22 protein-coding genes are annotated in these 25,946 nt (G+C 71.4%); 11 read left to right on the forward strand and 11 right to left on the reverse strand.

All coding sequences use genetic code 11. The features are described from left to right. Positions 1–50 precede the first annotated feature (50 nt). A complete protein-coding gene (locus ACYVMZ_RS22135; protein WP_461082277.1) occupies positions 51–1,433 on the forward strand; it encodes a S1 family peptidase in 1,383 nt (460 codons plus the stop codon). A 197-nt stretch (positions 1,434–1,630) separates the two neighbouring features. Here ACYVMZ_RS22135 and ACYVMZ_RS22140 read toward each other — a convergent pair whose 3' ends face one another. The 3 genes from ACYVMZ_RS22140 to ACYVMZ_RS22150 all read right to left on the reverse strand — a co-directional run bounded on the left by ACYVMZ_RS22140 (position 1,631) and on the right by ACYVMZ_RS22150 (position 4,020). Beyond that, positions 1,631–2,500, reverse strand: a complete 870-nt coding sequence (locus ACYVMZ_RS22140) for an EamA family transporter (protein ID WP_461082279.1) — start codon at positions 2,498–2,500, stop codon at positions 1,631–1,633. 58 nt (positions 2,501–2,558) lie between these two features. Beyond that, entirely contained in the window at positions 2,559–2,732 is a 174-nt protein-coding gene (locus tag ACYVMZ_RS22145; RefSeq protein WP_461082281.1) for a hypothetical protein, read from the reverse strand. Positions 2,733–2,859: 127 nt separating this feature from the next. After that, positions 2,860–4,020 (reverse strand): ROK family protein, encoded by a 1,161-nt coding sequence (locus tag ACYVMZ_RS22150; protein ID WP_461082283.1) that lies wholly within the window; start codon positions 4,018–4,020, stop codon positions 2,860–2,862. A 163-nt stretch (positions 4,021–4,183) separates the two neighbouring features. Between ACYVMZ_RS22150 and ACYVMZ_RS22155 the strand changes: the two genes are divergently transcribed. Genes ACYVMZ_RS22155 through ACYVMZ_RS22170 form a run of 4 tightly spaced genes read left to right on the forward strand, consistent with a single transcriptional unit; the run spans position 4,184 to position 8,659 of the window. Beyond that, complete coding sequence (locus tag ACYVMZ_RS22155; RefSeq protein WP_461082285.1) at positions 4,184–5,149, forward strand: carbohydrate ABC transporter permease; 966 nt, start codon at positions 4,184–4,186, stop codon at positions 5,147–5,149. Between the two features lie 18 nt (positions 5,150–5,167). Further along, entirely contained in the window at positions 5,168–6,088 is a 921-nt protein-coding gene (locus ACYVMZ_RS22160; protein ID WP_461082287.1) for a carbohydrate ABC transporter permease, read from the forward strand. A 10-nt stretch (positions 6,089–6,098) separates the two neighbouring features. Beyond that, complete coding sequence (locus tag ACYVMZ_RS22165; RefSeq protein ID WP_461082289.1) at positions 6,099–7,442, forward strand: ABC transporter substrate-binding protein; 1,344 nt, start codon at positions 6,099–6,101, stop codon at positions 7,440–7,442. A 14-nt stretch (positions 7,443–7,456) separates the two neighbouring features. Then, entirely contained in the window at positions 7,457–8,659 is a 1,203-nt protein-coding gene (locus ACYVMZ_RS22170; RefSeq protein ID WP_461082404.1) for a Gfo/Idh/MocA family protein, read from the forward strand. A 39-nt stretch (positions 8,660–8,698) separates the two neighbouring features. Here the strand turns inward: ACYVMZ_RS22170 and ACYVMZ_RS22175 are convergent, their stop codons facing one another. From ACYVMZ_RS22175 to ACYVMZ_RS22195, 5 genes are all read right to left on the reverse strand, one after another. Next, entirely contained in the window at positions 8,699–9,394 is a 696-nt protein-coding gene (locus ACYVMZ_RS22175) for a L,D-transpeptidase family protein (protein WP_461082291.1), read from the reverse strand. 192 nt (positions 9,395–9,586) lie between these two features. Continuing rightward, a complete protein-coding gene (locus tag ACYVMZ_RS22180) occupies positions 9,587–10,384 on the reverse strand; it encodes an SDR family NAD(P)-dependent oxidoreductase (protein ID WP_461082293.1) in 798 nt (265 codons plus the stop codon). Positions 10,385–10,440: 56 nt separating this feature from the next. Further along, positions 10,441–11,355, reverse strand: coding sequence for an SDR family oxidoreductase (locus ACYVMZ_RS22185; RefSeq protein ID WP_461082295.1), 915 nt, complete (start codon positions 11,353–11,355; stop codon positions 10,441–10,443). 90 nt (positions 11,356–11,445) lie between these two features. Next, entirely contained in the window at positions 11,446–12,075 is a 630-nt protein-coding gene (locus tag ACYVMZ_RS22190) for an MBL fold metallo-hydrolase (protein ID WP_461082297.1), read from the reverse strand. Next, complete coding sequence (locus ACYVMZ_RS22195) at positions 12,075–13,160, reverse strand: S-(hydroxymethyl)mycothiol dehydrogenase (RefSeq protein ID WP_461082299.1); 1,086 nt, start codon at positions 13,158–13,160, stop codon at positions 12,075–12,077. The genes ACYVMZ_RS22190 and ACYVMZ_RS22195 overlap by 1 nt, the downstream gene beginning before the upstream one ends. Before the next feature lie 206 nt (positions 13,161–13,366). Here ACYVMZ_RS22195 and ACYVMZ_RS22200 point away from each other — a divergent pair, with 206 nt between their 5' ends. Further along, positions 13,367–15,121 (forward strand): ABC transporter ATP-binding protein, encoded by a 1,755-nt coding sequence (locus ACYVMZ_RS22200; protein ID WP_461082301.1) that lies wholly within the window; start codon positions 13,367–13,369, stop codon positions 15,119–15,121. Between the two features lie 164 nt (positions 15,122–15,285). Beyond that, the gene (locus tag ACYVMZ_RS22205; RefSeq protein ID WP_461082303.1) at positions 15,286–15,651 is read left to right on the forward strand and encodes a nuclear transport factor 2 family protein; all 366 of its coding nucleotides are present in this window, start codon (positions 15,286–15,288) and stop codon (positions 15,649–15,651) included. Between the two features lie 155 nt (positions 15,652–15,806). On the opposite strand, the gene ACYVMZ_RS22210 is transcribed toward ACYVMZ_RS22205, so the two are convergent. Further along, positions 15,807–16,472: a TetR/AcrR family transcriptional regulator gene (locus ACYVMZ_RS22210; RefSeq protein ID WP_461082305.1), complete on the reverse strand. Its 666-nt coding sequence runs from the start codon at positions 16,470–16,472 to the stop codon at positions 15,807–15,809. A 190-nt stretch (positions 16,473–16,662) separates the two neighbouring features. Between ACYVMZ_RS22210 and ACYVMZ_RS22215 the strand changes: the two genes are divergently transcribed. Continuing rightward, positions 16,663–17,913, forward strand: a complete 1,251-nt coding sequence (locus ACYVMZ_RS22215) for a YncE family protein (protein WP_461082307.1) — start codon at positions 16,663–16,665, stop codon at positions 17,911–17,913. Here ACYVMZ_RS22215 and ACYVMZ_RS22220 read toward each other — a convergent pair whose 3' ends face one another. Next, complete coding sequence (locus ACYVMZ_RS22220) at positions 17,914–19,773, reverse strand: cellulase family glycosylhydrolase (RefSeq protein ID WP_461082309.1); 1,860 nt, start codon at positions 19,771–19,773, stop codon at positions 17,914–17,916. Positions 19,774–20,092: 319 nt separating this feature from the next. Here ACYVMZ_RS22220 and ACYVMZ_RS22225 point away from each other — a divergent pair, with 319 nt between their 5' ends. Further along, on the forward strand, positions 20,093–21,235 hold the full coding sequence (locus ACYVMZ_RS22225; protein ID WP_461082311.1) for an XdhC family protein: 1,143 nt from the start codon (positions 20,093–20,095) through the stop codon (positions 21,233–21,235). A gap of 78 nt (positions 21,236–21,313) precedes the next feature. Here the strand turns inward: ACYVMZ_RS22225 and ACYVMZ_RS22230 are convergent, their stop codons facing one another. Further along, the gene (locus tag ACYVMZ_RS22230) at positions 21,314–21,814 is read right to left on the reverse strand and encodes a metallophosphoesterase family protein (protein ID WP_461082313.1); all 501 of its coding nucleotides are present in this window, start codon (positions 21,812–21,814) and stop codon (positions 21,314–21,316) included. Between the two features lie 94 nt (positions 21,815–21,908). Here ACYVMZ_RS22230 and ACYVMZ_RS22235 point away from each other — a divergent pair, with 94 nt between their 5' ends. Together ACYVMZ_RS22235 and ACYVMZ_RS22240 are read left to right on the forward strand one after the other, a co-directional pair. Next, entirely contained in the window at positions 21,909–23,822 is a 1,914-nt protein-coding gene (locus tag ACYVMZ_RS22235; RefSeq protein WP_461082314.1) for a DEDDh family exonuclease, read from the forward strand. Positions 23,823–24,002: 180 nt separating this feature from the next. Beyond that, positions 24,003–25,943 (forward strand): glycosyltransferase family 2 protein, encoded by a 1,941-nt coding sequence (locus ACYVMZ_RS22240; protein WP_461082315.1) that lies wholly within the window; start codon positions 24,003–24,005, stop codon positions 25,941–25,943. Positions 25,944–25,946 lie beyond the last annotated feature (3 nt).

Here is a 25,946-nt window from a genome sequence, read left to right on the forward strand (position 1 = left end):
GGAGAGCCCCGCGGCGTTGCCGCCGCGCTGTTGAGGTTCGGGAGCCATGCATGAGGCACGCACGACGACGGGTCGTCCGGCGAGTGACACGGCTGGCGGCCGTCGGCGGACTCCTTCTCGGAGGAGCGATGGTCACACGCGCCGTGGCGAGCGAGCCTCCTCCGGAGGTGTCCGCCGTCCCGTACTCCTCCGCCCGCGCGGCCACCGACACCGGCGCCGACCTCGTGGCACGGCTCGGCACGTCCCGTACGGCGGGCAGCTGGGTCGGCGAGGACGGGCGGCCGGTCGTGGCGGTCACCGACAAGAAGGCGGCCGCCGAGGTCCGCGAGGCGGGCGCCGAGGCGAAGATGGTGCGCCACAGCATGCGTGACCTGAAGTCGGCCACGGCGACGTTACGTTCGGCGCCCCGGGTGCCGGGGACGGCCTGGGCGATGGACTACCGGTCCAACGAGGTGGTGGTACGGGGTGACAGCACGGTCTCCGCGGCCGACTGGTCCCGGCTGACGAAGGTCGCGGACGGCATCGGCGGTTTCGTCCGCATGGAGCGCACGGAGGGCACCTTCACGACCCGCCTCAACGGGGCGGAGCCCATCCTGTCGACCGCCGGGCGCTGTTCGGCGGGCTTCAACGTGACCGACGGGAAAAGCGACTTCATCCTCACGGCCGGGCACTGCGGACCCGACGGCTCCGTCTGGTTCGCCGACGACCGGGGCCGGGAGCAGGTGGGGACGACGGTCGACCGGAGCTTCCCCGGCGACGACTACTCCCTCGTGAAGTACGACAGTGGCCGGGCGGGTCAGGGCGCCGACATCGTCGCGGTCGGCGACGACAAGGGGGTACGGATCACGGGGGTGGCGGATCCGGCCGTGGGGCAGCGGGTGTTCCGCAGCGGCAGCACGACCGGGCTGCGGGACGGGCAGGTGACCGCGCTGAACGCGACGGTGAACTACCCCGAGGGCACCGTCAGCGGGCTCATCGAGACGAACGTGTGCGCCGAACCCGGCGACAGCGGCGGCCCGTTGTTCTCCGAGGGCATCGCGCTCGGTGTGACGTCGGGCGGCAGCGGGGACTGCGCGACGGGCGGGACGACGTACTTCCAGCCGGTGACGAAGGCGCTGTCCGAGCTCGGCATGAAGCTGATCGTGTCCGCGCGGGGCGGTGACGGCGCGGGTGCCGCCTCCTCGCCGGCGCCGTCCGCCTCGGCCGGCCAGGGCGGTGCCGCCGCTCCGGGTGCCGCCGGGCCCGGCTCGTCGGCACCGGTGGGCGGCACGGACGCCTCCACGCTGCTGTCCCGGCTGGCCGACCCGCGGAACATCGGTCCCGGGCTGCTGGTCATCGCGGGCAGTCTGGTCGCGCTGGTGGCCACGCGATGGATCAGGGCGGAGCAGGACCGCAAGGCGTACCGCCAGTACTACTCGGCGACGTGGAGCTGAGCCGGTGGGCCGCCGGGCGAACACCGGACCGCCACCCGTCGTCGAGACCGGCCGCCACCGGGCGAACGCCGCCGCCCCTCACCGCGATCGACTGCCACCAGAGTGAACGCCCGACCGCCACCTCTCACCGAAACCGACCGCCACCAGGCGAACACCCGACCGCCACCCCTCACCGCGACCGACCGCCAGCGGCTCTCTCAGCCCAGCGTCAGCAACACCGTGGCGAGGCCCGCCCCGAGCAGCCCGGCGGCCTGGCCCCGCGTGATCCGCTCGTGCAGGAGGGCAAGGCCCAGGACTACGGGGAGGGCCGGGTAGAGGGAGGCGAGGACCACGGCTACGGCGAGCAACTGGCGCTGGGCGGCGAGGAGGTAGAGCACGAGGCCGAGGGCGGCGCCCGCGCCGACCAGCAGGGCCTGGGCGCACAGCTTCGGCGGCAGCTTCAGGCGCCGCGGGTGGCGTACGGCGTCCGGCAGCAGGACGAGGACGGCGGCGACACGGCCGGCGGCGACGGGCCACAGTCCGCTCGCGGCGCCGGCCTGGCCGAGGGCGAGGTACTGCACGGCGACACCCACGCTGGCGAGCAGGCCGTCCGCCGTGCCCTGCCCCGATCCGGAGTCCAAGTGACTTCCGTCACCACGGGAGAAGTCGGGGAGACTTCCGTCACCACGCGATACCAGCCACAGCGCGGGCCCGGTCACGACGATGCCGGCCCAGGCCAGGCCGCCGGGGCGGTCGCCGAGGACGAGCACCCCGCACAGCACGGACAGTGCGACGCCGGTGACGGCGCTCACCGGCACGACCACGCTCATCGCGCCGCGGCTCAGCCCACGGTTGAGGAAGTGCATGGCGGTGCCGCTGCCGACGCCCGACAGCGCGCCCCACAGCAGGTCGGAGGGGCGGACGGCGTCCGCGGGAACGAGGAGTGCGGCCGCGCAGGCGAGCAGCAGCCCGCCGAGTTGGCCGAGGAAGGTGACGGCGGTGTGGTGGGTGCGCCGGGACAGCAGTCCGCCGGCGAAGTCGACGAAGCCATAGCAGAGGGCCGAGGCCAGTGCGAGAAGGGCACCCATTGGATCAGGGGTGCCCCAGGACGGTGCTCCGATGCGTGCCGGCCGGCCTACAAGGTGCTCAGGCGGCCTTCACCGGCTGCGGAAGGGCGGAAGCCCACTCCAGGACGAGGCGCTGGTACTCCTCGCGCTGCTCGGTGCTCAGTGTCCCGCCCGACCGGAGCCACAGGGCCCGGATCTCCTCGTTGACCTCGGCAGCCGATCGCTCGGAGGAGGGTTCAACAGTGGTGGACATGGTGTGAATCTTACGGCTCCCGAGGTGAAGGCGATGTGAGTAATCACGAGCTAAGCGGACATTTCCGACAGTGTCGCTGATCACGTCCATCTGCCAAGGAATGTGGGCCAGTTCACCACCGCCCGGGTCAGCCCTCGGCCGTCCCCAGGACCAGCACCTGGATCGCCAGCACGGCCGCGCCCCGCGCCCAGTCGTGAAAATCGGACACCTTGGTCTCCAGATCGACCGGTGCGGCGAGCGGATGACGGTTGACGCGGATGGTCTCCTCCACCGTCTTGCCGGCCACGTCCATCAGGCCGACCCCCTCCCCGGCGAGCAGGATCTTCTGCGGCATGGCGAAGTTGGCGATCTGCGCCACCAGGGCGCCGAGGGCGCGTGCGGCCTCGTCGATGACGCGGGCGGGCATGGCGTCCCCGGCGGCGGCGAGCGCGAGGATCTCCTCGTACGACAGGTCGCGGCCGGTGGCGGCCTGGATCTGGTAGCGGATGCTGGGGATGGTGAGCAGCGACACGGCGCTGCCGCGCTGGCCGTCCGGGGTGAGCGGGCCGTTGGGGTTGAGGATCCAGTGGCGGCCGAAGCCGCGGTCCTCCTCGGCGCAGGGCACCCGCTTGCCGCCGAGGACCAGGCCGTAGCCGATGCCGGCGCCGATGGTGAGGACCACGAAGCGGTCCAGGCCGCGGCCCGCGCCGAACCAGGTCTCGGCCTCCACGAGGGCGGCGACGTCGTTCTCGACGACCACCGGCAGCCCGGTGCGCTCCTCGACGAGTCCGGCCAGGGGCACGTCCCGCCAGCGCAGGAACGGGGACTCGCCGACCACGGCGCGGTCCTCGACGAGGCCGCCCACACCGATGCCGATACCGGCCAGGCCCGGGTGACGGCCGGCCAGTTCGGCGGTCATCTCCGCCAGCACGTCGGCGACTTCGGTGGGGTCGTGGGTGGTGAGCGGGCGGTCGTGGCGGGCGACGATGTCGCTCCTGAGGGTGGTGACGACGCCGTAGACCATGTCCTCGGTGATCTTGAAGCCGAGGAAGGAGCGGGAGTCGGCGACGACGTCGAGCGGCTGGGAGGGGCGGCCCTGGCGCGTCGCGGCCGGGGTGCCGTTGTCGGGGACCTCGACCAGCAGCCCCGACTCGATCAGCGGCTTGGTCAGGCGGGTCAGACTGCCCGGCGACAGGTCCAGCCGCCGGGCGAGCTCGGTGCGCGACAGCGGGCCGTGGACGAGCACCTCGATCGCCACCGCGCGTTCGCCGGGGCTCAGCGGCAGCCAGCTGGCAGGACGTGCGCTCATGGATGTCAGACCCCCAGTTTTTTCCATCCCAGAATCAACAAGACCACTCTACGGCGGACATTCGCCCAAACAAAAGAGTCCGCGCACCTCTTGACGCGGAGATTATTCCGCACCAAAAGTAAGTGGCCACCAGGTCGAGCCGCCGCAGACGAGGGAGTCTCCGATGACCATCGCCTCCAGCAGCCCCCCACCGAGTGTGCCGCTCAGCGGCACGGAGGGCGCGCTGACCGTACCGAAGACCCGTGGGGCGAAGGCCCGTGAGAGCCGGGAGGACGGGCGTCTCGCCGCGCTGTTCGTGGCGCCGGCGATGCTGGGCTTCCTCGTGTTCCTGCTGTGGCCGACGCTGCGGGGCATCTACCTCAGCTTCACCCGCTACAACCTGCTGACCCCGGCCGAGTGGGTGGGCCTGGACAACTACGTCCGCATGGTCAACGACCCCATCTTCTGGAACTCGCTGTGGGTCACCGTCGAGTACGTGGTGATCAACATCGGGGTGCAGACGGTCGCCGCGCTCGCCATCGCGGTCCTGCTGCAGCGGCTGACGCAGTCGGCGGTCCTGCGCGGCATCGTGCTCACGCCGTACCTGATGTCGAACGTCGTCGCGGGCATCGTCTTCCTCTGGATGCTCGACACCCAGCTCGGCATCGGCAACCAGATCATCGGGGCCCTGGGCTTCGACCACATCCCGTTCCTCGCCGACGAGACCTGGGCGATTCCGACGATCGCGCTGATCAACGTGTGGCGGCACGTCGGCTACACGGCGCTGCTGCTGTTCGCCGGTCTGCAGGCCATCCCGAACGACGTGTACGAGGCGGCGAAGGTGGACGGCGCGAGCGAGTGGCGGATGTTCTGGCGGATCACGCTGCCGCTGCTGCGTCCGGTGCTGGCGGTGGTCCTGATCATGACGGTGATCGGTTCGTTCCAGGTGTTCGACACCGTCGCCGTCACCACGGCGGGCGGCCCGGCGAACGCCACCAACGTGCTCCAGTACTACATCTACGGCGCCGCCTTCGGCCGCTTCCAGTTCGGCTACGCCTCCGCGATGTCGGTCGCCCTGCTGGCCGTGCTGACCGCGATCACCATCCTCCAGTACCGGCTCACCCGGGCCGGCCGGACCGACCTCGGCTGACGGAAGGGAGTGACCGACATGGCTGCCGTTGCCACCACCACGACCACGCCCGTGCGCGTACGCCGCAGGCCGTCCGCCGGCCGGATCGCCGCCTGGACGGTGATGGGCGCGATCGTCCTCATGACCCTGCTGCCGTTCTACTGGATCCTCAGGACGGCGCTGTCCACCAACGCCACGCTCGCCGCACAACCCGGCAATCCCCTGCCGGTGGACTTCACGCTCGGAGGCTTCGAGCGGGCCCTCGGTCTGCAGTCCACCGAGGAGGCCATCGCCCAGGGCGGCGCGGGCGGCGGACTGCAGTTCTGGCGCTACCTGCTCAACTCGGTGGCCGTCTCCACGCTGATCACCGTCTGCCAGATCTTCTTCTCCGCCATGGCCGCCTACGCCTTCGCGCGCCTGCGGTGGCGCGGCCGGGACAAGGTGTTCGCGCTGTTCCTGGCCGGCCTGATGGTGCCGTCCATCTTCACGCTGCTGCCGAACTTCGTGCTCATCAAGGAACTGGGTCTGGTGGACAGTCTGCTGGGGATCGCGCTGCCGACGATGTTCATGACGCCGTTCGCGGTGTTCTTCCTGCGGCAGTTCTTCATGAACATCCCCCGTGAGGTCGAGGAGGCGGCCCTGCTGGACGGCGCCGGGAAGATCCGGGTCTTCTTCCGGGTGATGCTGCCGATGGCGTCCACGCCGATCCTGACGCTGGGCGTGCTGACGTACATCACCGCCTGGAACGACTACTTCTGGCCGCTGATGGTCTCCTACAGCGACAGCTCACGCGTGCTGACCGTGGCGCTGGCGATCTTCCGGGCGCAGACCCCGCAGACCGGTTACGACTGGTCCGGTCTGATGGCGGCGACGCTGATCGCCGCACTCCCGATGCTCGTGCTCTTCGGCTGCTTCGCACGCCGCATCGTCGGCTCCATCAGCTTCACCGGAATCAAGTAAGGGGGCAGGTATGCGAATTCGTACGATGGTGGCGGTCACGGGTGCGCTTGCGCTGTCCCTGGTGACCGGATGTGCCAAGGGAAACGGCACCGGAGCGCCCGCCAACACGGTGACGTACTGGCTCTGGGACGCCAACCAGTTGCCCGCCTACCGGGCCTGCGCGAAGGGCTTCGAGCAGGAAAACCCGGGGCTGAAGGTCCAGATCACGCAAATGGGCTGGGACGACTACTGGACCAAGCTGACCGCGAGCTTCATCGCGGGCACCCAGCCGGACGTGTTCACCGACCACGTCCAGAAGTTCGGCCAGTTCGCCGACCTGAAGGTGCTCGAGCCGCTGGACGACCTGGGCATCAACCCGTCCGACTACCAGGCGGGACTGGCCGACAGCTGGATCGCCCAGGACGGCCACCGCTACGGCGCCCCGAAGGACTGGGACACCGTCGCCCTCTTCTACAACAAGAAGATGACCGAGCAGGCCGGGCTGAGTGCCGGGGAGCTCAACAGCCTCGACTGGAACCCGAAGGACGGCGGAAGCTTCGAGAAGGCCATCGCCCACCTCACCATCGACAAGAACGGCAAGCGCGGCGACGAGCCCGGCTTCGACAAGAACAACGTCATGGTGTACGGCCTCGCCAGCAACGGTGCGGGCTACGGCGACGGGCAGACGCAGTGGAGCCCGTTCACCGCCTCCGCCGGCTGGAACTACACCGACAAGGCACGCTGGGGCACCAAGTACCAGTACGACAGCGAGACCTTCCAGTCCGTGATCAAGTGGTACTTCGGCCTGGCGAAGAAGGGCTACCTCGCTCCGCTGACGGTCTACAGCGGGGGCGCCAACCAGGCCAACGCGCAGGTGGCCTCGGGCAGGGCCGCGATGGCCTTCGACGGTGCCTGGATGATCTCGACGTACCACGGCTTCAAGAACATGGAGATCGGCACCGCCTTCGCTCCCGTGGGCCCCACCGGCAAGCGGGCCACGATGATGAACGGCCTCGCCGACTCCATCACCAAGAACGCCCGTAACAAGCCGGGCGCGATCAAGTGGGTGAAGTACCTGTCGTCGGACAAGTGCCAGCGGGTCGTGGGCCGTTACGGCATCGTCTTCCCGGCCACCCCGGCCGGCACCAAGGCCGCCGTCGCCGCCTACGAGAAGAAGGGCATCGACGTCACGGCGTTCACCAGGCCCCTCGCCGACAAGAAGGACTTCACCACCTTCACGTACCCGATCACCAACTACGCGGCCGACGTGACCGCGCTCATGAACCCGGCCATGCAGGACATCTACGGCAACGGCAAGCCCGTGAGCGGCCTCGACCAGACCAACGACCAGATCAACCTGATCCTCGACCAGTGAAGGGCACGCATTTCATGACGTTCTCGCTCGGAATCGTCGGCGCCGGCCAGTTCTCCGGCCAGTTCGCCACGTTGTTCCAGGCCCACCCCGGCGTCAGCGACGTCTACGTCACCGACCTGCTGCCCGAGAGGGCCGAGCAGCTCGCCGCCGCCCAGGGGCTGGCCGGCACCTTCCCCTCCTACGAGGCGATGCTGGAGTCGAAGGCCGTCGACGCGGTCGCGATCTTCACCCAGCGCTGGACCCACGGGCCGCTGGTCCTCCAGGGCCTCAACGCGGGCAAGCACGTGTACTCCGCGGTCCCCATGGCGATCACCACCGAGGAGATCGCGGCCATCATCGACACGGTCAAGGCGACCGGGCTGACCTACATGATGGGCGAGACCAGCCAGTACAACCCGGCGACGGTGCACGCCCGCAACCAGATCGCCAAGGGCGCCTTCGGGCGGCTCTTCTACGCCGAGGGCGACTACGTCCACGACATGGACCTCGGGTTCTACGAGGCGTACCAGTACAGCGGCGGCGAGAACTGGAAGGCCACCGCCAGCTATCCCCCGCTGCTGTACCCGACGCACGCGGTGGGCGGGGTGCTGGGCGCCTGGCAGACGCACGCGGTGAGCGTGTCCGCGATCGGGGTCGTGGACGACCGGGACGACGGCGTCTTCGACAAGTCGGTCAGCCAGTTCGGCAACGACGTCTCCAACGCCACCGCGCTGTTCGAGGTGGCGGGCGGCGGGTCGTTCCGTACGAACGAGTTCCGGCGGGTGGGCTACCCCTCGCACATACGGGAGTCGCGGTTCCGGTTCTTCGGGACGGAGGCGAGCATGGAGCAGCTCGCCACCGTCGCCCTGTGGCAGGACAAGAACGGGGTGGAGGACATCAGCGAACTGCTGGAGCCCAAGCCCACCATGTCGCCCGACGACCCGTCGCTGCAGCACATCGCGCCGGAGCTGCGGGCCGCCTTCACGTCCGGTTCGGCGCCGGTGCACGACCGCTCGCGGCTGCCGCGGGAGTTCGACAACCTGCACAACGGCCATGAGGGCAGCCACCACTTCCTGGTGGACGACTTCGTGACCGCGGTCAACACCCGCACCCTGCCGTCGGTGAACGCCTGGGTCGCGGCCCGCTACACCCTGCCGGGCATCATCGCCCACGAGTCCGCGCGGCAGGGCGGGGTACGGCTGGAGATCCCGGACTTCGGAGACGCCCCGGAGGCCTGACACTGAAGGTGCCGGCGGCGGCCGGGCTCCTGCGCTGCGTCAGGTGCCCGGCTTGCGGCCGTACACGAAGACGTCGTCGCCCTTCTTCAGCAGCGACCAGTACTTCTTGGCGTCGGTCGTGGTCATGTTGACGCAGCCGTGCGAGCCCGGCGGATTCCACATGCTGACGCCGACCGAATGGAAGGCCTGGCCGCCGTCGAAGAACTGCGCGTAGGGCATCGGCACGTCGTAGATGGAAGAGACGTGGTCGATGTTGCGCCAGTAGATCTTCTTCAGCCCGGTGCGGGTCTCGTACCCGTCGCGGCCCGTGCGGACCGGGACCGGGCCGTAGACGAGCTTCTTGCCGTCCTGGATCCAGCTGAGCTGGAGCGTGAGGTTCACGCAGGCGATGCGGCCCTTGTTCACCGGGCACTTGCCGTCCTTGTTGGGATTCGTCCCCACGGCCTTCTGCTTCAGCATCAGGTCCATCACGCCCCACGTGACGGGACCGGCGTAGCCGATGTTCGGCTTGATGCCGTGCTTGTTCTGGAAGGCCTGGATCGCCTTGCAGTCGGCGGCGGACTGCTTGCCGTCGACCGGGCGGCCGAGGAACTTCTCCACCTGCTTCTGGTAGGGGCCGGTCTGCGTGGTGCAGCTCGCGGCGTGCGCCGGCGTGGTGCCGAGCGCGAGCGTGAGCGGTGCCACCAGGCCGGTGATCCCCAGGGCGACGGCTCCCCGTCTGCGTAGGTCCCCCATGGTCGGTCTTCCCTTTCGCGTCGTCGGCCGCATGGTCTGCGGTGTCTGCCAGCTAGACCGGTGTCCGGGGGAATCGGTTGTAGGGGTGTCAGGGCTGCGACGAAACGGTGACATTCGGGTGCTCCCGGCACCGGCCTCGCCGGGGCGCGACGGCGATCGGGCGGACCGGGGCGGTGACGTGGCTGTCCGTCGTCACGTGCTGCTGCCGTGCCGGAGCGCCTGGTGGAAGCCCGTGTTGACGGCGGTGAGACCGCCGTCGACGACGAGTGTGGTGCCGGTGATCCAGGACGCGTCGCGGGAGGCGAGGAACGCGACGGCGGCCGCGATGTCCTCCGGCTCACCGACCCGGCCCAGGGGATACAGCCGCCGCGCCGCTTCGAGGTCCTCGTCTCGCCCCTCCCAGGCGCGGGTGCGCACGGTGCCGGGTGCCACGAGGTTGACGCGGACGCCGCGGGCGGCGGCGTGCCCGGCGAGGGTGCGGGTCAGGGAGCCGAGGCCGGCCTTGGCGGCGCTGTAGGCGTGGTTGCCGAAGTCCTGCAGGCCGTTGACCGAGCCGATGCCGACGACGGCACCACGGCCGGAGGCCGCCAGGTGCGGCAGCGCGGCGCGGCAGCAGCGGTACGCGCCGGTCAGGGTGACGTCGAGGTCACGGGTCCACGCCTCGTCCGGTTCGTCCTCGAAGCGGGGCGCGTCGGGCGAGCAGTGGGCGGCGTTGTTGACCAGCACGTCGAGCGAGCCGAAGGCGTCCACGGCGTGGGCGACGGCCGCCTCGACCGACGTGCGGTCCGTCACGTCGCAGACGAAGGCCTCGGCCGCGAGCCCGCGCTCCCGCAGCACCGTCGCGGTCCTCTCGGCCTCGGCCTGGTCCGCGTCGGTCACCAGGACCCGCGCACCCTCCTCGGCGAACCTGCGGGCGGTGGCCGCGCCGATGCCGCGTGCCGCGCCGGTGACGAGAACCCCGTACCCCTCGAAGCGCCTGGTGTGCGTCATGGGCCGACGGTACTGCCCGGACGATCACCCCGGGCAGATGCCGTACGCGGGCGCCCTCAGCGGTAGCCGGTCGTGTCGGCCGGTTTGCCCGCGTCCTGGACCTCGACGAGGTAGCGCCAGGCGTCGGGGCGGCTGCCGTCGAGGTCGGTGAAGCCGTACACCTGGGCGAGGCCGCCGCTGGAGAGGGAGGTGCCGTTGAAGCGGGACACGTCCGGGTCGGCGGCCAGGGCGGCGACGGCGCGGCCCACGTAGCGCGGGGTCTCGGAGATGGCGAAGTGGGGGACGTGGTCCAAGGCGTCTCGCCAGTTCTCCTCCCGGACCCCGTAGTGCTCGAGCATGATCTCCGAGCGCAGCCAGCCCGGGGTCAGGGCGACGGACGTGGCGCCGCGCGGGCCGAGTTCGTGGCCGAGGGCGAAGGCCATGCGCAGCACGGACGCTTTGGCGAGGTCGTAGAAGAAGGAGACGCGGTAGTGGTCGCGGTTGTAGTCGGCGGTGCCGTCGGTGACCTCGACGACCAGGCCGCCGGGGTGCCGCAGCAGCAGGGGCAGGGCGTGGTGGCTGGTGATGGCGTGCGTCTCGACCGCGAGCCGGAGCAGACGCAGGCCCTTGTCGAGGTCGTGCTCCCAGACCGGCTTGTCCCACTCGACGAGCGTCTCGCCGCCCCAGATGTCGTTGACGAGGATGTCGAGGCGGCCCCGCTCGTCCGCGATCCGCTCGACGAGCGTGCGCACCTGCGCCGGGTCGAGATGGTCGGCGGGTACGGCGATGCCCTGCCCGCCGGCCTCGGTGACCAGGTCGGCGGTGTCCTCGATGGTCTCGGGGCGGTCGTACCCCGAGCGCCGGGCGCGGGTGCTGCGCCCGGTGACGTAGACCGTGGCGCCGGCCGCCCCGAGTTCCACGGCGATGCCGCGGCCGGCTCCCCGGGTCGCCCCGGCGACCAGTGCGACCTTGCCGTTCAGCGGCTGCGACATGTCCGACCTCCCGTTGCGGTGATTCCGTGGTGCTGCCAGGGTCACGGGTAAGCCGGACATCTTCTGTCGCCTTTTCCTGCCGGTCTTCGGTCAGTGGCCGCGGGCGATCCACTCCTCGAGGTGCGGGGCCTCGGCGCCGATGGTGGTCGCATCGCCGTGGCCGGTGAGGACCTTCGTCTCGGGCGGCAGGGTGAGCAGCCGGTCGCGGATCGAGTCGATGATCGTCGGGAAGTGGGAGTAGGAGCGGCCGGTGGCGCCGGGGCCGCCCTGAAAGAGGGTGTCGCCGGTGAAGACCGTGGCCAGGCCCGGGTCGTACAGGCAGACCGCACCCGGCGCGTGCCCCGGCGTGTGCAGGACGCGCAGGTCGGCGCCGGCGGCCTCGATCACCTGGCCGTCGACCAGCCAGGCGTCGGGCTCCCGGTCGGGGTGGGTCTGCTGCCACAGCGGCAGGTCGTCGCGGTGCAGCCAGATGGTGGCGCCGGTGCGCTCGGCCAGGGCGGGGGCGGCGTCGATGTGGTCGTTGTGGGCGTGGGTGCACACGATCGCCGTCAGCCGGCGGTCGCCGACGGCCTCGGCGATGGCGTCGGCGTCGTGGGCGGCGTCGATGACGACGGCCTGGTGGTCGTCGCCGACGATCCAGACGTTGTTGTCGACGTCCCAGGTGCCGCCGTCGAGGGTGAACTGGCCGGAGGTGACGAGGCGTTCGACGCGGGCGGTCATCACAGCACCACCACCGAGCGCAGCACGTCGCCGTGGTGCATCCGCTCGAACGCCTTCTCCACCTCGTCGAGTTGGATGGTCTCGGTGACGAACGCCTCCAGGTCCAGGCGCCCTTGCAGATGCAGGTCCACCAGCATCGGGAAGTCCCGGGAGGGCAGGCAGTCGCCGTACCAGGACGACTTCAGTGCGCCGCCGCGGCCGAAGACGTCCAGCAGCGGCAGCTCCAGCTTCATCTCCGGGGTGGGTACGCCGACCAGGACGACCGTGCCGGCCAGGTCGCGGGCGTAGAAGGCCTGCTTGTACGTCTCCGGGCGGCCGACGGCCTCGATGACGACGTCGGCGCCGAATCCGCCGGTCAGTTCGCGGATCGCCTCGACGGGGTCGGTCTCGCGCGAGTTGACAGTGTGGGTGGCGCCCATCGAGCGGGCGGTCTCCAGCTTCCGGTCGTCGATGTCCACGGCGATGATCTTCGCCGCCCCGGCCAGGTGCGACCCCGCGACGGCCGCGTCGCCGACACCGCCGCAGCCGATGACCGCGACCGAGTCGCCCCGGCCGACACCGCCGGTGTTGATCGCGGCGCCGATGCCGGCCATCACGCCGCAGCCCAGCAGCCCGGCCGCCTGGGCGGAGACGGCGGGGTCGACCTTGGTGCACTGCCCGGCCGCGACGAGCGTCTTCTCGGCGAAGGCGCCGATGCCCAGCGCCGGGGAGAGCTCGGTGCCGTCGGCGAGGGTCATCCTCTGCTCGGCGTTGTGGGTGTCGAAGCAGTACCAGGGGCGTCCGCGCAGACAGGCGCGGCACTTCCCGCACACCGCACGCCAGTTGAGGATCACGAAGTCACCCGGCGTGACGTCGGCGACCCCGTCGCCCACCTCCTCCACGACGCCCGCGGCCTCGTGGCCCAGCAGGAAGGGGAAGTCGTCGCTGATGCCGCCCTGCTTGTAGTGCAGGTCGGTGTGGCAGACCCCGCAGGCCTGGACGCGTACGACCGCCTCGCCCGGGCCCGGGTCGGGCACCACGATGGTCTCGATGCGCACCGGCTCGTTCCTGCCCGGCGCGATCACGCCGCGTACTTCCTGCGCCATGGTGCTGACTCCTTCGTCGGCCGTGTCCGTCCCTTCGACCCTACGCGCGACTGATCAGTAACGGGGGCGTCTGCCGGCCGGACTGCTCACCGGCGCGTTCGCCTCGGCGCGCCCGCCCACCGGCCGTACCGGGAGTCGAATTTCGCAGGCCCTGACCGCTGCCGCCCACGTAGCCTGAGTGCTTCGCAGGCCTCCGGAGGAGAGACGTGAGCATCGCAGCGACGGACACCGACCGGCCCGCCTGGCGGCTGCTCCTCGGATACGTACGGCCGCACCGCCGGTCCCTGCTGGCGGGGGCCGTGCTCTCGCTGGTGACGGGGGCGACCGGGCTGATGCTGCCGCTGGTGGCCCGGGACCTGATCGACGACCTGGCGCACGACCGGGCCATCACCGGCGCGCTGCTGGCGATGTCGGCCCTGGTCGTCGCCAACGCGGCGGTGGGCGCGCTGGGTTCGTACGTGCTGCGGCGCACCGCCGAGTCGGTGGTGCTCGGCGCGCGGCGCTCCCTGTCGTCGTACCTGCTGCGGCTGCGGATCACGGCCGTGGACCGCACCGAGCCCGGCGACCTGATGGCCCGGATCACCTCCGACACGACCCTGCTGCGAGAAGTCACCACCGACTCCCTCGTCGGACTGGGCACGGGCGGTCTCACCCTGGTCGCGACCGTGGTGATGATGGGCCTGGTGGACCCGGTGCTGCTCGGGGTCACGCTCGCGGTGGTCCTGGGCGCGGGAACGGTCCTCGGCGTGATCGTGCCGCGCATCAACCGGGCGAGCCGGCAGGCGCAGGACGCGGTCGGCGTGATGGGGGCCTCGCTGGAGCGGATCCTCGGCGCGCTGCGGACCGTGAAGGCGTCCGGCGCCGAGCACCGGGAGGAGCGGACGCTGCACGAGGCCGCGCAGGAGTCCTGGCGGCAGAGCGTGCGCGCCGCCAAGTGGTCGGCGGCGGCGGGCAATACGGCGGGTCTTGCGATGCAGGTCGCCTTCATCACGGTGCTCGCGGTGGGTGGCGCGCGGGTGGCGACCGGGGCCGTCGACATCGGCACGCTGGTCGCGTTCCTGCTGTTCGTCTTCTACCTCATGTCCCCGATCCAGCAGGTCGTCGGCGCGATCACGCAGTACCAGACGGGTTCGGCCGCCCTCGCCCGCATCCAGGAGGCGCTGCGTCTGCCCGCCGAGCCGGCCGCGCCGCCCGCGCCGTTGCCCGCGCCCGGTGTGGAGCCCGCCACGCTCGCCTTCGAGGACGTCCGCTTCCGGTACGCCGACGACCTGCCCTACGTCCACCACGGGGTGACGTTCACCGTGCCCGCCCGGGGCATGACGGCCTTCGTCGGCCCGTCCGGCGCGGGCAAGACCACCGTGTTCTCCCTCATCGAGCGGTTCTACGAGCCCGACTCCGGCGTGATCACGCTCGACGGCCGCGACCTCGCCGACTGGGACCTGCCCCAACTGCGGGCCGCCATCGGCTATGTGGAGCAGGACGCGCCGGTCCTGTCGGGCTCCCTGCGGGAGAACCTGCTGCTGGGCAATCCGGACGCGGACGACGACGCCCTCGCGCGCGTGCTGAAGACGACCCGCCTGGACGGCCTGGTCGCCCGGTTGCCGGACGGCCTCGACACGCTCGTCGGGCACCGCGGCACCAAGCTGTCGGGCGGCGAACGCCAGCGCGTCGCCATCGCCCGCGCTCTGCTGCGCCGTCCCCGGCTGCTGCTGCTCGACGAGGCCACCTCGCAGCTGGACGCGGTGAACGAGGCGGCGCTGCGCGACACCGTGGCCGACGTGGCCCGTACGACCACGGTCCTGGTCGTCGCGCACCGGCTGTCCACGGTGACGATGGCCGACCGGATCGTGGTGATGGACGCGGGCCGGGTCCGGGCCGTCGGCAGCCACCGCGACCTCGTGACCGCCGACCCGCTCTACGCGGAGCTGGCGGCGACCCAGTTCCTGGGCGTGGACGACTGAGCGCGGACAACTGAGCACCGGCGACGTTCAGCGTACGCAGCCGGTCACCCGTCAGGCGCAGGGCCCGGTTGCGCTTGCCGGGCCCGCCGGGCCGGAGGAGCCTCGATAGGAGAGGTCCTTCGCGGCCCGCTCCTCATCGGGCCGTGCCCCCGAAGGAGGTCACCATGGGAACCGCCGCACACCCCGCCTTCGACACCGAGACACTGCGCCGGGGCGTGGAAGGACACACCCCGGAGACCCTCCTGTCGCTCTACGCGGACGACGCGGAACTGCGCATCGTGGACCGCAACGCTCAGCCCAGCCATCCCAAGGTGCTGCACGGCCGGGAAGAGATCGCCGAGATGTTCGAGGACATCTACGGCCGCGAGATGACGCACAAACTGGAGCGGTGCGTCGTACAGGGCGACAGCGCCGCCTACAGCGAGTCCTGCGAGTACCCGGACGGCGTCCGCGTCCTCGCCGAGTCGATGATCTCGCTGCGGGACGGCAAGATCACCGAGCAGACCATGATCCAGGCCTGGGACGAGTAGGAAGGCCACGACCACCGGGGAACTGGTCGGCACGCTCCGGTTGCGGACCTGCTCACCACCCGGACCGAGCCTCAACACTCACCACCCCGGCCCGACCTCAACACTCATCCCCGGCCCGGCCCTGACACTCCCCCGGCCCGGTCCCTGAAGCCCGATCACGGCGTCCCAGCCGGACTCCACCCCGGTGGCCGCAGGATCCCCAGCAGTTGCCGGACCAGTTCCTCCACGACCTCGTCCAGCGTCGCGTCCACCCAGCCCGCGCTCCAGTCGTGGAGCAGGCCGTTGACGCTGCCGACGAAGCCCGTCGCGGCGAGGCGGTAGTCGCGCGGCGCCGCCTCCCCGCGTGCGGCGGCGGCCTGGGCCTCGGCGCAGATGAGGTCGATCCAGCGGGCGCGGCGGGCGAGCCGCTGTTCCTCCAGGCGCGGGCTGACACCGATGATCTCGACGAAGGTGATGCGGATCCGGCGCGGGTCGGCCGTGACGTTCCCGGCGTACGCGTGGAAGATCGCGGCGGCGCGGTCGACGAGCGGCAGGCCGGCCGCGCCGGCCGCCGCCTTCAGGACCGCTTCCTCCGCCCAGTCGTTGACCTGGAGGTGCAGTGCGGCCAGGACATCCTCCAGGGTGCGGAACTCCTCGTAGAACTGGCGCGTGGACAGTCCGGCGGCCTCGCTGAGCGCCGCGACCGTGGTGGAGCGGTAGCCGGGGCTGTCGCCGAACAGCTGGAGCCCGGCGTCCAGGAAGCGCCGGCGCCGCTCGGCCTGCCGTTCCTCGGCGGTCTTGCCGGCATAGCGGCCGGTCGGCGCCCTGAGTCTGCCCGGCACCGGCCCTCCCTTCCTCGGTAGAGGTCAATTTTGTCGTGCACGCGGTCTTGTGGAGAAGCCCCACCCTTCCTTACTTTGCAGTAAGTTCAATCTGAAAGTACGACTGTTCAGATACGGCCGTCCAGCTTTCTCGGCCCGTCCTTGGCATGTCCTAGTCACGACATCGCCCACCCCAGAGGAGGGAGCAGTCATGCCTGTCCTGCGAACCAGGCACCTGTGCTCCGTAGCCGCCGCTCTCGTTCTGACCATGACCGCTGCGACCGCCGCCACGGCCGCCCCGCACTCCTCCGCCGCGCTGCGCGAGGTGCTGTTCGTGGGCAACAACTGGGACGGCACCGCTGACGTCATCAGATCGACCGGCGACTTCGGAAAGATCGGCCGTATCAACGTCATCCCCGACAAGGAGCAGCGGCTGGCCGAGATCAACGCCGACCCGATCAAGTGGATCTACTTCATGGCCATCCGCAACAGCGTCGGCGAGGGCCACGACCAGTTCGTCGACGACATGTACTCCACGCCGGACGGGAAGTCGGTGGTGGTCTCCCGGCCGAGCTTCGCCGACGTCGTGTCACTCGATCTCGCCACCGGGCGGATCAACTGGCGTTTCCCGGTGGCCGGTTACCGCTCCGACCACATGGCGGTCTCCCCCGACGGCACCCGGGTCGCGGTATCCGCCTCCACCGCGAACACCGTGCACGTGCTGGACATCACCACCGGCAAGCAGCTCGGTTCGTTCGCCACGGGCGACAAGCCGCACGAGAACATCTTCTCCAGGGACGGCAAGCACATCTGGAACATGTCCATCGGCGAGGTGAACACCGCGCTCGACGCCACCTGGCTGGACTGGACGAAGGGCGACCGGCGCATCACCGTCGTCGACGCGACGACGTTCAAGCAGGTCAAGGTGATCGACATGCGCGAACGCCTCGACGCGATCGGTCTCAGCGACCACTCCGACGCCGTCCGCCCCGCCGTCTTCTCCCCCGACGAGTCCAAGCTGTACTTCCAGGTGTCGTTCTTCAACGGCTTCTTCGAGTACGACCTCGCCACCGACGAGATCACCCGTACGAAGACGCTGCCGAAGAACCCGGCGACCAGCGACGACCGCACCACCTTCGTCAACGACTCGCGCCACCACGGCATCTCGATGAGCCCCGACGGCAGCAAGCTGTGCGTCGCGGGCACCATGGACGACTACGCGACGGTCGTCGACCGCGGCACGCTCCGGCAGGGCCCGCTCGTCACCGTGTCCAAGCCGTACTGGGCCACCGTCAGCGGTGACGGCAGGAGCTGCGTGGTCTCCGAGAGCGGCGCCGACCAGGTGACGGCCATCGACTTCGCCACCGGCGGGAAGACGGTGTCCGTGCCGGTCGGCGACCATCCCCAGCGCGTACGTCTCGGTCATGTGCGGGCCGGCTGGACCGGCCCGTCCGTCAGTTGATCAGCCGACGGAGCGCGCGGCCCACGCCGCCAGCTCGGCGCGGGCCGCGCCCAGCAGGTCCGGCGAGGGAGCCGTCGCCCCGTTGGTCACCAGCGCGTAGTGCAGGACGCCCGCGTCCGGCGCGGTGAGCAGCAGGCGGCGGCTGCCCGTGCCGCCGGGTTCGGCGGCCACCCCGATGGGGGTCTCCGGAGTGTAGGACGGCGGGCTGTGGACGGTGCCCAGGTCGGAGACGACCGTGGTCGCCGAGGCCGGGAAGGACGCCGGCAGATGCAGTTCGGTGGGCGCCGAGCCGCCGTCGGAGCGCCACAGCAGCAGCCCGTACTGGCCGGAGCCGACCAGCCGCGCCACGTTCGGCAGCGAACTCGGCACCGGGTTCCAGGTCAGGGTCGCCGAGCCGTCCCGGGAGCGGTCCTCGTAGGTGAAGGCGACGGTCGTGCCGGACGTGGCGCTCGGATAGAGCCGGTCGAGCAGCCGCGCGTCCTGACGCAGCGTCACCTTTCCGGTGTCGTCGAGGCGTACGGCCGACAGGTCCTCGTCGTTCCAGGCGTCGCCCTTGGAGAGCACCTTGTCGGGGTTGCCGTTCATCAGCTCGCGGTGGCGTCCGTTGTAGATGTCCCACTGCCACTGCGTCCCGGAGAGCACCGGGCCGGAGGCCGCCGGGTCCGACCACCAACGCGCGCCCGGGAGACGGGAGTCGAGGGCCTGGTACATCGCCTTCAGGACGGTCGGGGCCTTGTCGGAGACGGTGCCCGACAGCGGATGCCCGAACTCGCTGACGACGGCGGCCGTGTCCGCCGCCGCGGCCCGGTCGCGGACCGTGCGGAAGTCGCCCGCGTACTGGCCGTCCGCCGCCTTGCCCGGCATGAAGATCCCGGAGATGGCCTTCTGGTCGTAGAAGTGGGTGTTGAAGACGTAGCGCGGTCCTAGCCTGCCGGCGTCCAGCAGGCCGCCCTCCTGCTTCTGGAAGTCGAGGTTGGCGTTCCAGAACAGGTTCGGCTCGACGAAGGCGGGCTTGTCGCGCCAGCCGGCCGCGTCCATGCGGGCCCGGAACTTCTCATAGAAGGGCCACAGCACGTCCCGTTCCCAGGCCCGGCTGGTCTGCCCGGAGTCGTACACGCCCGCGTGCGGCTCGTTGTAGGGGTCGAAGCCGACGACGCCCGCGAACTGCCCGGCCGTTAGGTGCAGTTGAACGTACGCCATGGTCTTCTCGGCGGTGGCGAGGAAGGCGTCCTGCACCCCGTGGGCGTTGTGCCAGAAGTCGTACGACGCCTGCTTCACGGCCTCGTTCTGGGTGATGTTCTGCCCCCAGAAGAAGCAGATCCCGCAGGACTCGTCGGGGTAGTTCCCGGCGTCCACGGCCCACTTGGGAGCGCCGTCGCCCGTGTACCAGCTGTCCTGGTCGAAGAGGTACCGGGAGTACAGGTCCTGGTGGAAGTCGGGGTAGACGCGGATGCCCGCGTCGAGGAAGGCGCGCATCTGGTCGGTGGCGGCGGCCAGGTAGGCCGTGTCCACCGTGCCGCGTCGGGGTTCGGCGTGCGCCCAGGACAGCAGGAAGCGGATCGTGTTGCCGCCGCCCAGGGCACGCAGCGCGGCGGCTGACTTGCGCGCGTCGGCGACCGAGGCGAAGGGCAGGCCGCCGTTCTCCTCCAGTTTGGTCTCGCCGGAGACGTTGTAGCCGCGCAGCACGACCTCGCGGCCGAAGCGGTCGGTGAAGCGGCCGTCCCGCACGGTGAGGGGTGATCCGTCGAACCAGAGGGAGCGGGGAGTCGGTGCGGCGGTGGCGGGCGAGGGGCCCGCCACCGTCAGGCACGCGGAGAGGACGACGAGAACGACAAGCAGCCGGGCACGTATATTCGGCATGTCCACTACAGTCCGGCGATATCAGGACACCGTCAACACCCCTGACTCCGGAGTAAGTTCAGTCTCGGCCATCTCGGCCGCCCACGCGCCGCGTCACGTTCGACGGGAACTCCTTCCTGTTCGTCCGCGGTACGGCCCCGAGCCCCGCCAGCACCGGCAGCAGGGCGTCCGGCGTGTCCACCGGCCCCTCGGTCCGGAAACCGTGCACCGGCTCGTACACCCGGGTGGCCGCCCGCCGCAGCGCCTCGACGACCGGCGGGCGCGGTGCCGACCGGTGGCGGGTACTCGGCAGGTGTGCCCGCGGTGGAAGGAGCGGATCGTGCGTGAGATTCTCCCGGTGCTCGGCCGCTGGTACGCGGCCCGGATTCCCTTCGGCCTGGCGACCGTGGTCGACGTCAGCCGCAGCGCACCGCGCGACCCGGGCGCGGCGATGGCCGTCGGCCCGGACGACGAGGTCGTGGGCAGCGTGTCCGGGGGGTGTGTCGAGGGCGCGGTGTTCGAGCTGGCGCGGGAGGTCGTGGCGAGCGGCGAGGCGCGGCTGGAGACCTTCGGGTACAGCGACGAGGACGCCTTCGCGGTGGGGCTGACCTGCGGCGGTGAGATCACCGTACTGGTGCGTCCCGTGACGCCGGAGCGGGATCCGTCCTTCGGTGCCGTGGCGACGTCGGTCACCGCGGGCGAGCCGGTGACCGTGGCCACGGTGACCGGCGGACCGTCGCCGCGCGGGGTCACGCTCGCCGTCTGGCCGGACCGGGTCACCGGCACGCTGGGCACGGCCGGCCTGGACGCGGCCGTCACCGCCGACGCGCGCGGCGAGCTGGCCCTCGGCGGCACGGGACTGCGGCACTACGGGCCGCGCGGCCAGCGCCGCGAGGACGCGGTCGGCGTCTTCCTGCAGTCGTTCGCTCCCCCGCCGCGCATGCTGGTCTTCGGCGCGATCGACTACGCGGCGGCCGTGGCCCGCATCGGTGCCTTCCTCGGCTACCGGGTCACCGTCTGCGACGCCCGCCCGGTCTTCGCCACGCCCCGGCGCTTCCCGGACGGCGTCGAGGTGGTCGTGCAGTGGCCGCACCGGTACCTGCGCGAGACCGGCACCGACGAGCGCACCGTGATCTGCGTCCTCACCCACGACCCGAAGTTCGACGTGCCGCTGCTGCGGGAGGCACTGCGCCGCCCGGCCGCGTACATCGGGGCGATGGGCAGCCGCCGTACGCACACCGACCGCATGAAACGCCTGGTCGAGGCCGGTCTCGGCGAGCGTGAGCTGTCCCGGCTGCGCTCGCCGGTCGGGCTGGACCTCGGGGCCCGTACGCCCGAGGAGGTGGCCGTGTCCGTCGCCGCGGAGATCATTGCGCTGCGCTGGGGCGGCAGCGGTGCCCCGCTGACCGCCACCGAGGGGGCCGTACACCCGCCCCACACCCGGGGCGGCCAGGAAGGACCGGGTGCCGTTCAGGGAGTGTGAACGTACTTGGGCCGGGGCCCGGTGCGGCGAGAGTGCGTGCATGGCGTCGCGGACCAGGCGGGAGTTTGACGACAGGGCCTAGCGCGGCGGCAACCGGTGCAGCTCGACCTCGCCGAGCCGGCCGTCGGCGACCGTTGCGGTCATGTACGTGCAGTACGGCTGGCGGCGGCGGTCGGTCGGGGAACCCGGGTTGAGCAGGCGCAGGCCGGTCGGGGCGGTGGTGTCCCAGGGGATGTGGCTGTGGCCGAAGACGAGGACGTCCAGGTCGGGGAAGCGGGCGGCGCAGCGCGCCGCACGGCCCTGCGCGGGCCCCGTCTCGTGGACGACGCCGAAGCGCAGGCCGCCGAGTTCGGCGTACGCCACCTCCGGCAGCCGGGCGCGCAGCTCCGGCCCGTCGTTGTTGCCGTACACGCCGACGAGCCGGCGGCAGCGGCTGTCCAGCAGGTCGAGGGTGGCCGTGTCGACCCAGTCCCCGGCGTGGAAGACGACGTCCGCATGCGGGAGCTCCGCCAGCAGCGGGGCGGGCAGTTCCTTCGCGCGCTTGGGGAGGTGGGTGTCGGACATGAGAAGCAGACGCACGACATCAGCCTAGAGGGTGGCCCCGAAGCGCACTTATGCGGATGAATCGGCATCCGAGTTGAAGGACGGGTGAAGATCGCACCATCCTTCCTCCATGTCTCTCGCCTCACCCGCCCTCGATATGTCCGTCCTGCGCGACTACGCCCACGAGTGGGCGGTGGTGGACGTGGAGACCTCCGGCCTGGTCGCGCGCCGGGACCGGGTGCTGTCCGTGGCGGTGGTGACGCTGACGCCGGACGGGCAGCAGACCGGCGAGTTCTCGACGCTGCTCGACCCCGGCTGCGATCCGGGCCCGGTGCACGTCCATGGCCTGACCGCCGAGCGGCTGCGCGGTGCGCCGGCCTTCGACCGGGTCGCGGAGCGGATCGGCGCGCTGCTGCGGGACCGCGTGTTCGTGGCGCACAACGCCCAGTTCGACTACGACTTCCTCGCCCACGAGTTCGCCCGTGCCGGAGCACCGCTCCCGGTGACCCGGCGGCTGTGCACCCTCGCCCTCAACCGGCGGGTGGACCCACCGACCGACGACCTCACCCTGGGCACGCTCGCCGCCCACTACGGCGTACGGCAGGTGAAGGCGCACGACGCCCTCGACGACACCCGCGTGCTGGCCGGCGTCCTGCGCGCCTCGCTGCGGGAGGCGGCCCGCCTCGGTCTGCCGCTGCCGCTGGTGCCGTGCCCGCCGCGCCAGGACCCGCGGTTCGCGCCCCGGGCGCCCAAGACGCCCTGCGCGTACCGCAATCCGGGACGGCCGGCCCCGGACGGGCCGCTGGTGCAGGGCATGAAGGTCGCGATCACCGGGGAGACCCAGGCGCCGCGGGCCGAGTTGGAGCGGCGTGCCGTCGAGGCCGGGCTGAACGTCATGACGTCCGTCAGCCGGCACACCAGCGTGCTGGTCGCCAACGACGCCTCGTCCGGCTCCGGCAAGGCGCGACGGGCCCGCACCGAGGGGGTGCCGGTGCTCGACGAGGCCACGTTCCTGCGGCTGTTGGGGGACGTACGGCCGGGGACGCCTCATGAGCGGGGGCGGTCCGGGCAGCAGGCGGAGGTGCCTTCGGCCGCCGCATCCGCGGCGCCCGCGCTCGTCCCTGTTCCTGCCCCTGCCTCGGTTCAGCCGAGCTCATCCCCCAACTCGCCCGACTCCCCCACCGTTCCGGCCCCGAGGCCCTCGGCGTCCGCCTCACCACCCCACGGGCACCAGCCCGTCCGCCCCCTGTCCGGACGCCGTGTCCTGGTGCTCGGTGGCACGCATCCCGAGGCCGTGGCCGCCCGGGGCCGGATCGTGGAGCTCGGCGGTGCCGCGGCGATCAACCTCTCCGCGAGCGTCACCGATGTCGTCCTCCTCGACGGGGGCGAGCGGGACCGCCGTATGAAGCGGATCACCGCCCTCGAGGTCCCGACGTACGACGCCCCCTGGCTGGACGCCCCGGTCGTCGCCCCGCTGTCGTACCGGGAGGGGCGGCGGACCGCCGCGTACGTCCTGCCGCGCGGCGGCGTCGTGGACCTGCCGCGGCCGAACGGGCCGGTGCCGGCGCCGCGGTGGACCGTCACCGCGTCCTGGGCCCAGCAGACGTCCTGCGAGATCGACGTGGTCGCCTTCGTGGTCGACGAGGACGAACAGGTCGCCTGCGACGAGGACTTCGTGTTCTACGGCGCTCCGGAGAACCCTGGCGGCACCGTGCGGCTGCACAGCGACGGGCCGACGGAGCAGACCGTCAGCGTCGACCTCGCGGCACTGCCGCCCGCGGCCCGCAAGGTGGTGGTCGCGGCCGCCATCGACGGCGCGGCCACGTTCGGGGACGTCGGCGCGGTCCACATCGGCTCCGGCCCGGGCACGAGCGCCGCGCCCCTGGTCCAGGCGACCCTGGACGCCGCCACGACCGAGCGCACCCTGCTGCTCGCCGAGCTCTACCGGCGCGGTCCGCTCTGGCGGCTGCGCACCGTCGGCCAGGGCTACGACCACGGCCTGGACACCCTCGCGCGGAAATACGGCGTCGACGTCGCCGGCTGACCGGCGCTCCACCCCAAGTGGCCGGGTCCGACGGCCCGGTGAGAACCGATGGCGATGATCACGTCAGGGTCTCAGCGGTGGCCGAGCGGTGAGACCATGTCCCCCAGAGGGTTAGCATCAGGCAACGCGCACCAAACCAGCACGTCAACGGCAAGCAACCCGAAGGGGCCCGGAATCCCGATGCCGGTCAAGGTCAGCGTCATCATCCCGGTCTACAACCCGGGGAACTACATCGAGGACTGCATCTCCTCGTTGCAGCGGCAGTCCCTGCCGCCCGACGAATACGAGGCGATCTTCGTCGACGACGGTTCCACCGACGAGACCCCGGCCCGGCTCGACGCGCTCGCCGCCGAGGACCCCCGCATGCGGGTCATCCACCAGGAGAACTCCGGCTGGTCGGGCAAGCCCCGCAACGTCGGCATCGAGGCCGCCCGGGGCGAGTACGTGATGTTCGTCGACAACGACGACTACCTCGGCGACGAGGCCCTGGAGCGGATGTACGACTACGGCGTGGCCAACGACGCCGACGTCGTCATCGGCAAGATGGCCGGCAAGAACCGCGGCGTGCCGGTGGAGCTGTTCCGCCGCAACCACCCGCGCGCCACCGTCGACAACGCGCCGCTGATCGACAGCCTCACCCCGCACAAGATGTTCCGCCGCGCGTTCCTCGACCGCATCGGCCTGCGCTTCCCCGAGGGCAGACGGCGCCTGGAGGACCACGTCTTCGTCACGGAGGCGTTCCTGCGCGCGGACAACATCTCCGTGCTCAGCGACTACGTCTGCTACTACCACCTGCGGCGCGACGACGCCTCCAACGCCGGTTTCCAGCGCTTCGATCCCGTTGGCTACTTCAACAACCTCCGCGAGGCCCTCGACGTCGTCGAGCGGTACACCGAGCCGGGGCCGCTGCGCGACAAGCTCTTCCGGCGCTGGCTGCGCGTGGAGATGGTCGAGCGGCTGCGGGCCCGGCGCCTCCTGGCGCTGCCGGACGACTACCGCAGGGAGCTGTTCACGGAGATCCACAAGGTCGTCGTGGAGCGGTTCGGCCCCGGCGTCGCGGCCGGGCTGCAGCCGACGCAGCAGGTCGTCGCCGCGCTGACCGCGGCCGACCGGTACGAGGACGTCGTGGCCTTCGCCGAGTGGGAGGCCGGTGTCGCGCCCAAGGCCGCCCCCGGGACCGTGGAATGGCGGGACGGCGCGCTGCGGATCGGGTTCACCGCCGAGTACGCCTGTGCCGGTGAGCCGCTGACGTTCCCCGCCGACGTCGTCCGCACCCCGCTGGAGGACGCGCCGAAGGACGTGTCCGAGGCGGTGGCGTGGGTGGGCGCGGAGACCGCCGCCCGCTTCGGCCAGGCCACCGCTGATCTGCTGCTGCGTGAACGCTCCAGCTCCGCCCAGTACTTCCAGCCCGTGGAGTTCACCCGCGAGACGGTGCCCGTCGGGGACGGCGAGCGGGTCCGGCTGGTGCTGCGGGCGACGGCCACCGTCGACCCGGCCGCCCTGCCGGGAGGCGGGGTCTGGGACGCGGTGGTCCGGGTCAAGCTGGGCGGCTGGACCAAGGAGTGCCGGCTGGGCCCGGCCCCGCGTGCCGGCCGCCCCACGCCGCCCGCCGGGCTCTTCGCAGGCCGCCCGGTCCTGCCGTACTGGACCCAGCCGCACGGCAACCTCTCCCTGGACGCCGGCGTCGGCGGCAAGCGGCTCGGCCTGGGCGGGGTGAAGCGTACGGACGTCACCGTGTCCGGCGACCGCCTCACGGCCCTGCTGCCGCTGCACGTTCCCGCCGACACCGAGGTGCGGCTCAGGCTCACCTCGTCCGGCAGGTCCGTGCACGTGCCCGGCACGCTGTCGCCCGCCCCGGAGGGACCGGGGGCGCTGCTGGTGGCCACGCTGCCCTCCGCCCGGACCCGCGGGATCTGGCGGCCCGCGCTGTGCCTCGACCCGGCCGCCGCCGAGCCGGGCTTCACGGTGCTGCCGTTCGCGCTGCGCGGCGGGGCCGGCGGAGTGCGGGTGGTGCCGGTGCCGGTGCCGGGTGTCGTCAGGCGGCTGGTGCGCAGGGCGCGGCGGGTGCTCGGCACCGCCCGTGGAAAAGTGATGTCCCGCGTCAACTCTGGAGGACGGTAAGTC

The sequence above is a fragment of the Streptomyces deserti genome (assembly GCF_054782695.1).

What these genes read in the sequence shown, in the direction of transcription:
- ACYVMZ_RS22240 (WP_461082315.1), top strand. Translation starts at nt 24,003, where the DNA reads ATGCCGGTCAAGGTCAGCGTCATCATCCCGGTCTACAACCCGGGGAAC.
- ACYVMZ_RS22140 (WP_461082279.1), bottom strand. Translation starts at nt 2,500, where the DNA reads ATGGGTGCCCTTCTCGCACTGGCCTCGGCCCTCTGCTATGGCTTCGTC.
- ACYVMZ_RS22165 (WP_461082289.1), top strand. Translation starts at nt 6,099, where the DNA reads ATGCGAATTCGTACGATGGTGGCGGTCACGGGTGCGCTTGCGCTGTCC.
- ACYVMZ_RS22155 (WP_461082285.1), top strand. Translation starts at nt 4,184, where the DNA reads ATGACCATCGCCTCCAGCAGCCCCCCACCGAGTGTGCCGCTCAGCGGC.
- ACYVMZ_RS22160 (WP_461082287.1), top strand. Translation starts at nt 5,168, where the DNA reads ATGGCTGCCGTTGCCACCACCACGACCACGCCCGTGCGCGTACGCCGC.
- ACYVMZ_RS22195 (WP_461082299.1), bottom strand. Translation starts at nt 13,160, where the DNA reads ATGGCGCAGGAAGTACGCGGCGTGATCGCGCCGGGCAGGAACGAGCCG.
- ACYVMZ_RS22190 (WP_461082297.1), bottom strand. Translation starts at nt 12,075, where the DNA reads ATGACCGCCCGCGTCGAACGCCTCGTCACCTCCGGCCAGTTCACCCTC.
- ACYVMZ_RS22205 (WP_461082303.1), top strand. Translation starts at nt 15,286, where the DNA reads ATGGGAACCGCCGCACACCCCGCCTTCGACACCGAGACACTGCGCCGG.
- ACYVMZ_RS22220 (WP_461082309.1), bottom strand. Translation starts at nt 19,773, where the DNA reads ATGCCGAATATACGTGCCCGGCTGCTTGTCGTTCTCGTCGTCCTCTCC.
- ACYVMZ_RS22180 (WP_461082293.1), bottom strand. Translation starts at nt 10,384, where the DNA reads ATGACGCACACCAGGCGCTTCGAGGGGTACGGGGTTCTCGTCACCGGC.
- ACYVMZ_RS22215 (WP_461082307.1), top strand. Translation starts at nt 16,663, where the DNA reads ATGCCTGTCCTGCGAACCAGGCACCTGTGCTCCGTAGCCGCCGCTCTC.
- ACYVMZ_RS22150 (WP_461082283.1), bottom strand. Translation starts at nt 4,020, where the DNA reads ATGAGCGCACGTCCTGCCAGCTGGCTGCCGCTGAGCCCCGGCGAACGC.
- ACYVMZ_RS22235 (WP_461082314.1), top strand. Translation starts at nt 21,909, where the DNA reads ATGTCTCTCGCCTCACCCGCCCTCGATATGTCCGTCCTGCGCGACTAC.
- ACYVMZ_RS22185 (WP_461082295.1), bottom strand. Translation starts at nt 11,355, where the DNA reads ATGTCGCAGCCGCTGAACGGCAAGGTCGCACTGGTCGCCGGGGCGACC.
- ACYVMZ_RS22135 (WP_461082277.1), top strand. Translation starts at nt 51, where the DNA reads ATGAGGCACGCACGACGACGGGTCGTCCGGCGAGTGACACGGCTGGCG.
- ACYVMZ_RS22170 (WP_461082404.1), top strand. Translation starts at nt 7,457, where the DNA reads ATGACGTTCTCGCTCGGAATCGTCGGCGCCGGCCAGTTCTCCGGCCAG.
- ACYVMZ_RS22145 (WP_461082281.1), bottom strand. Translation starts at nt 2,732, where the DNA reads ATGTCCACCACTGTTGAACCCTCCTCCGAGCGATCGGCTGCCGAGGTC.
- ACYVMZ_RS22175 (WP_461082291.1), bottom strand. Translation starts at nt 9,394, where the DNA reads ATGGGGGACCTACGCAGACGGGGAGCCGTCGCCCTGGGGATCACCGGC.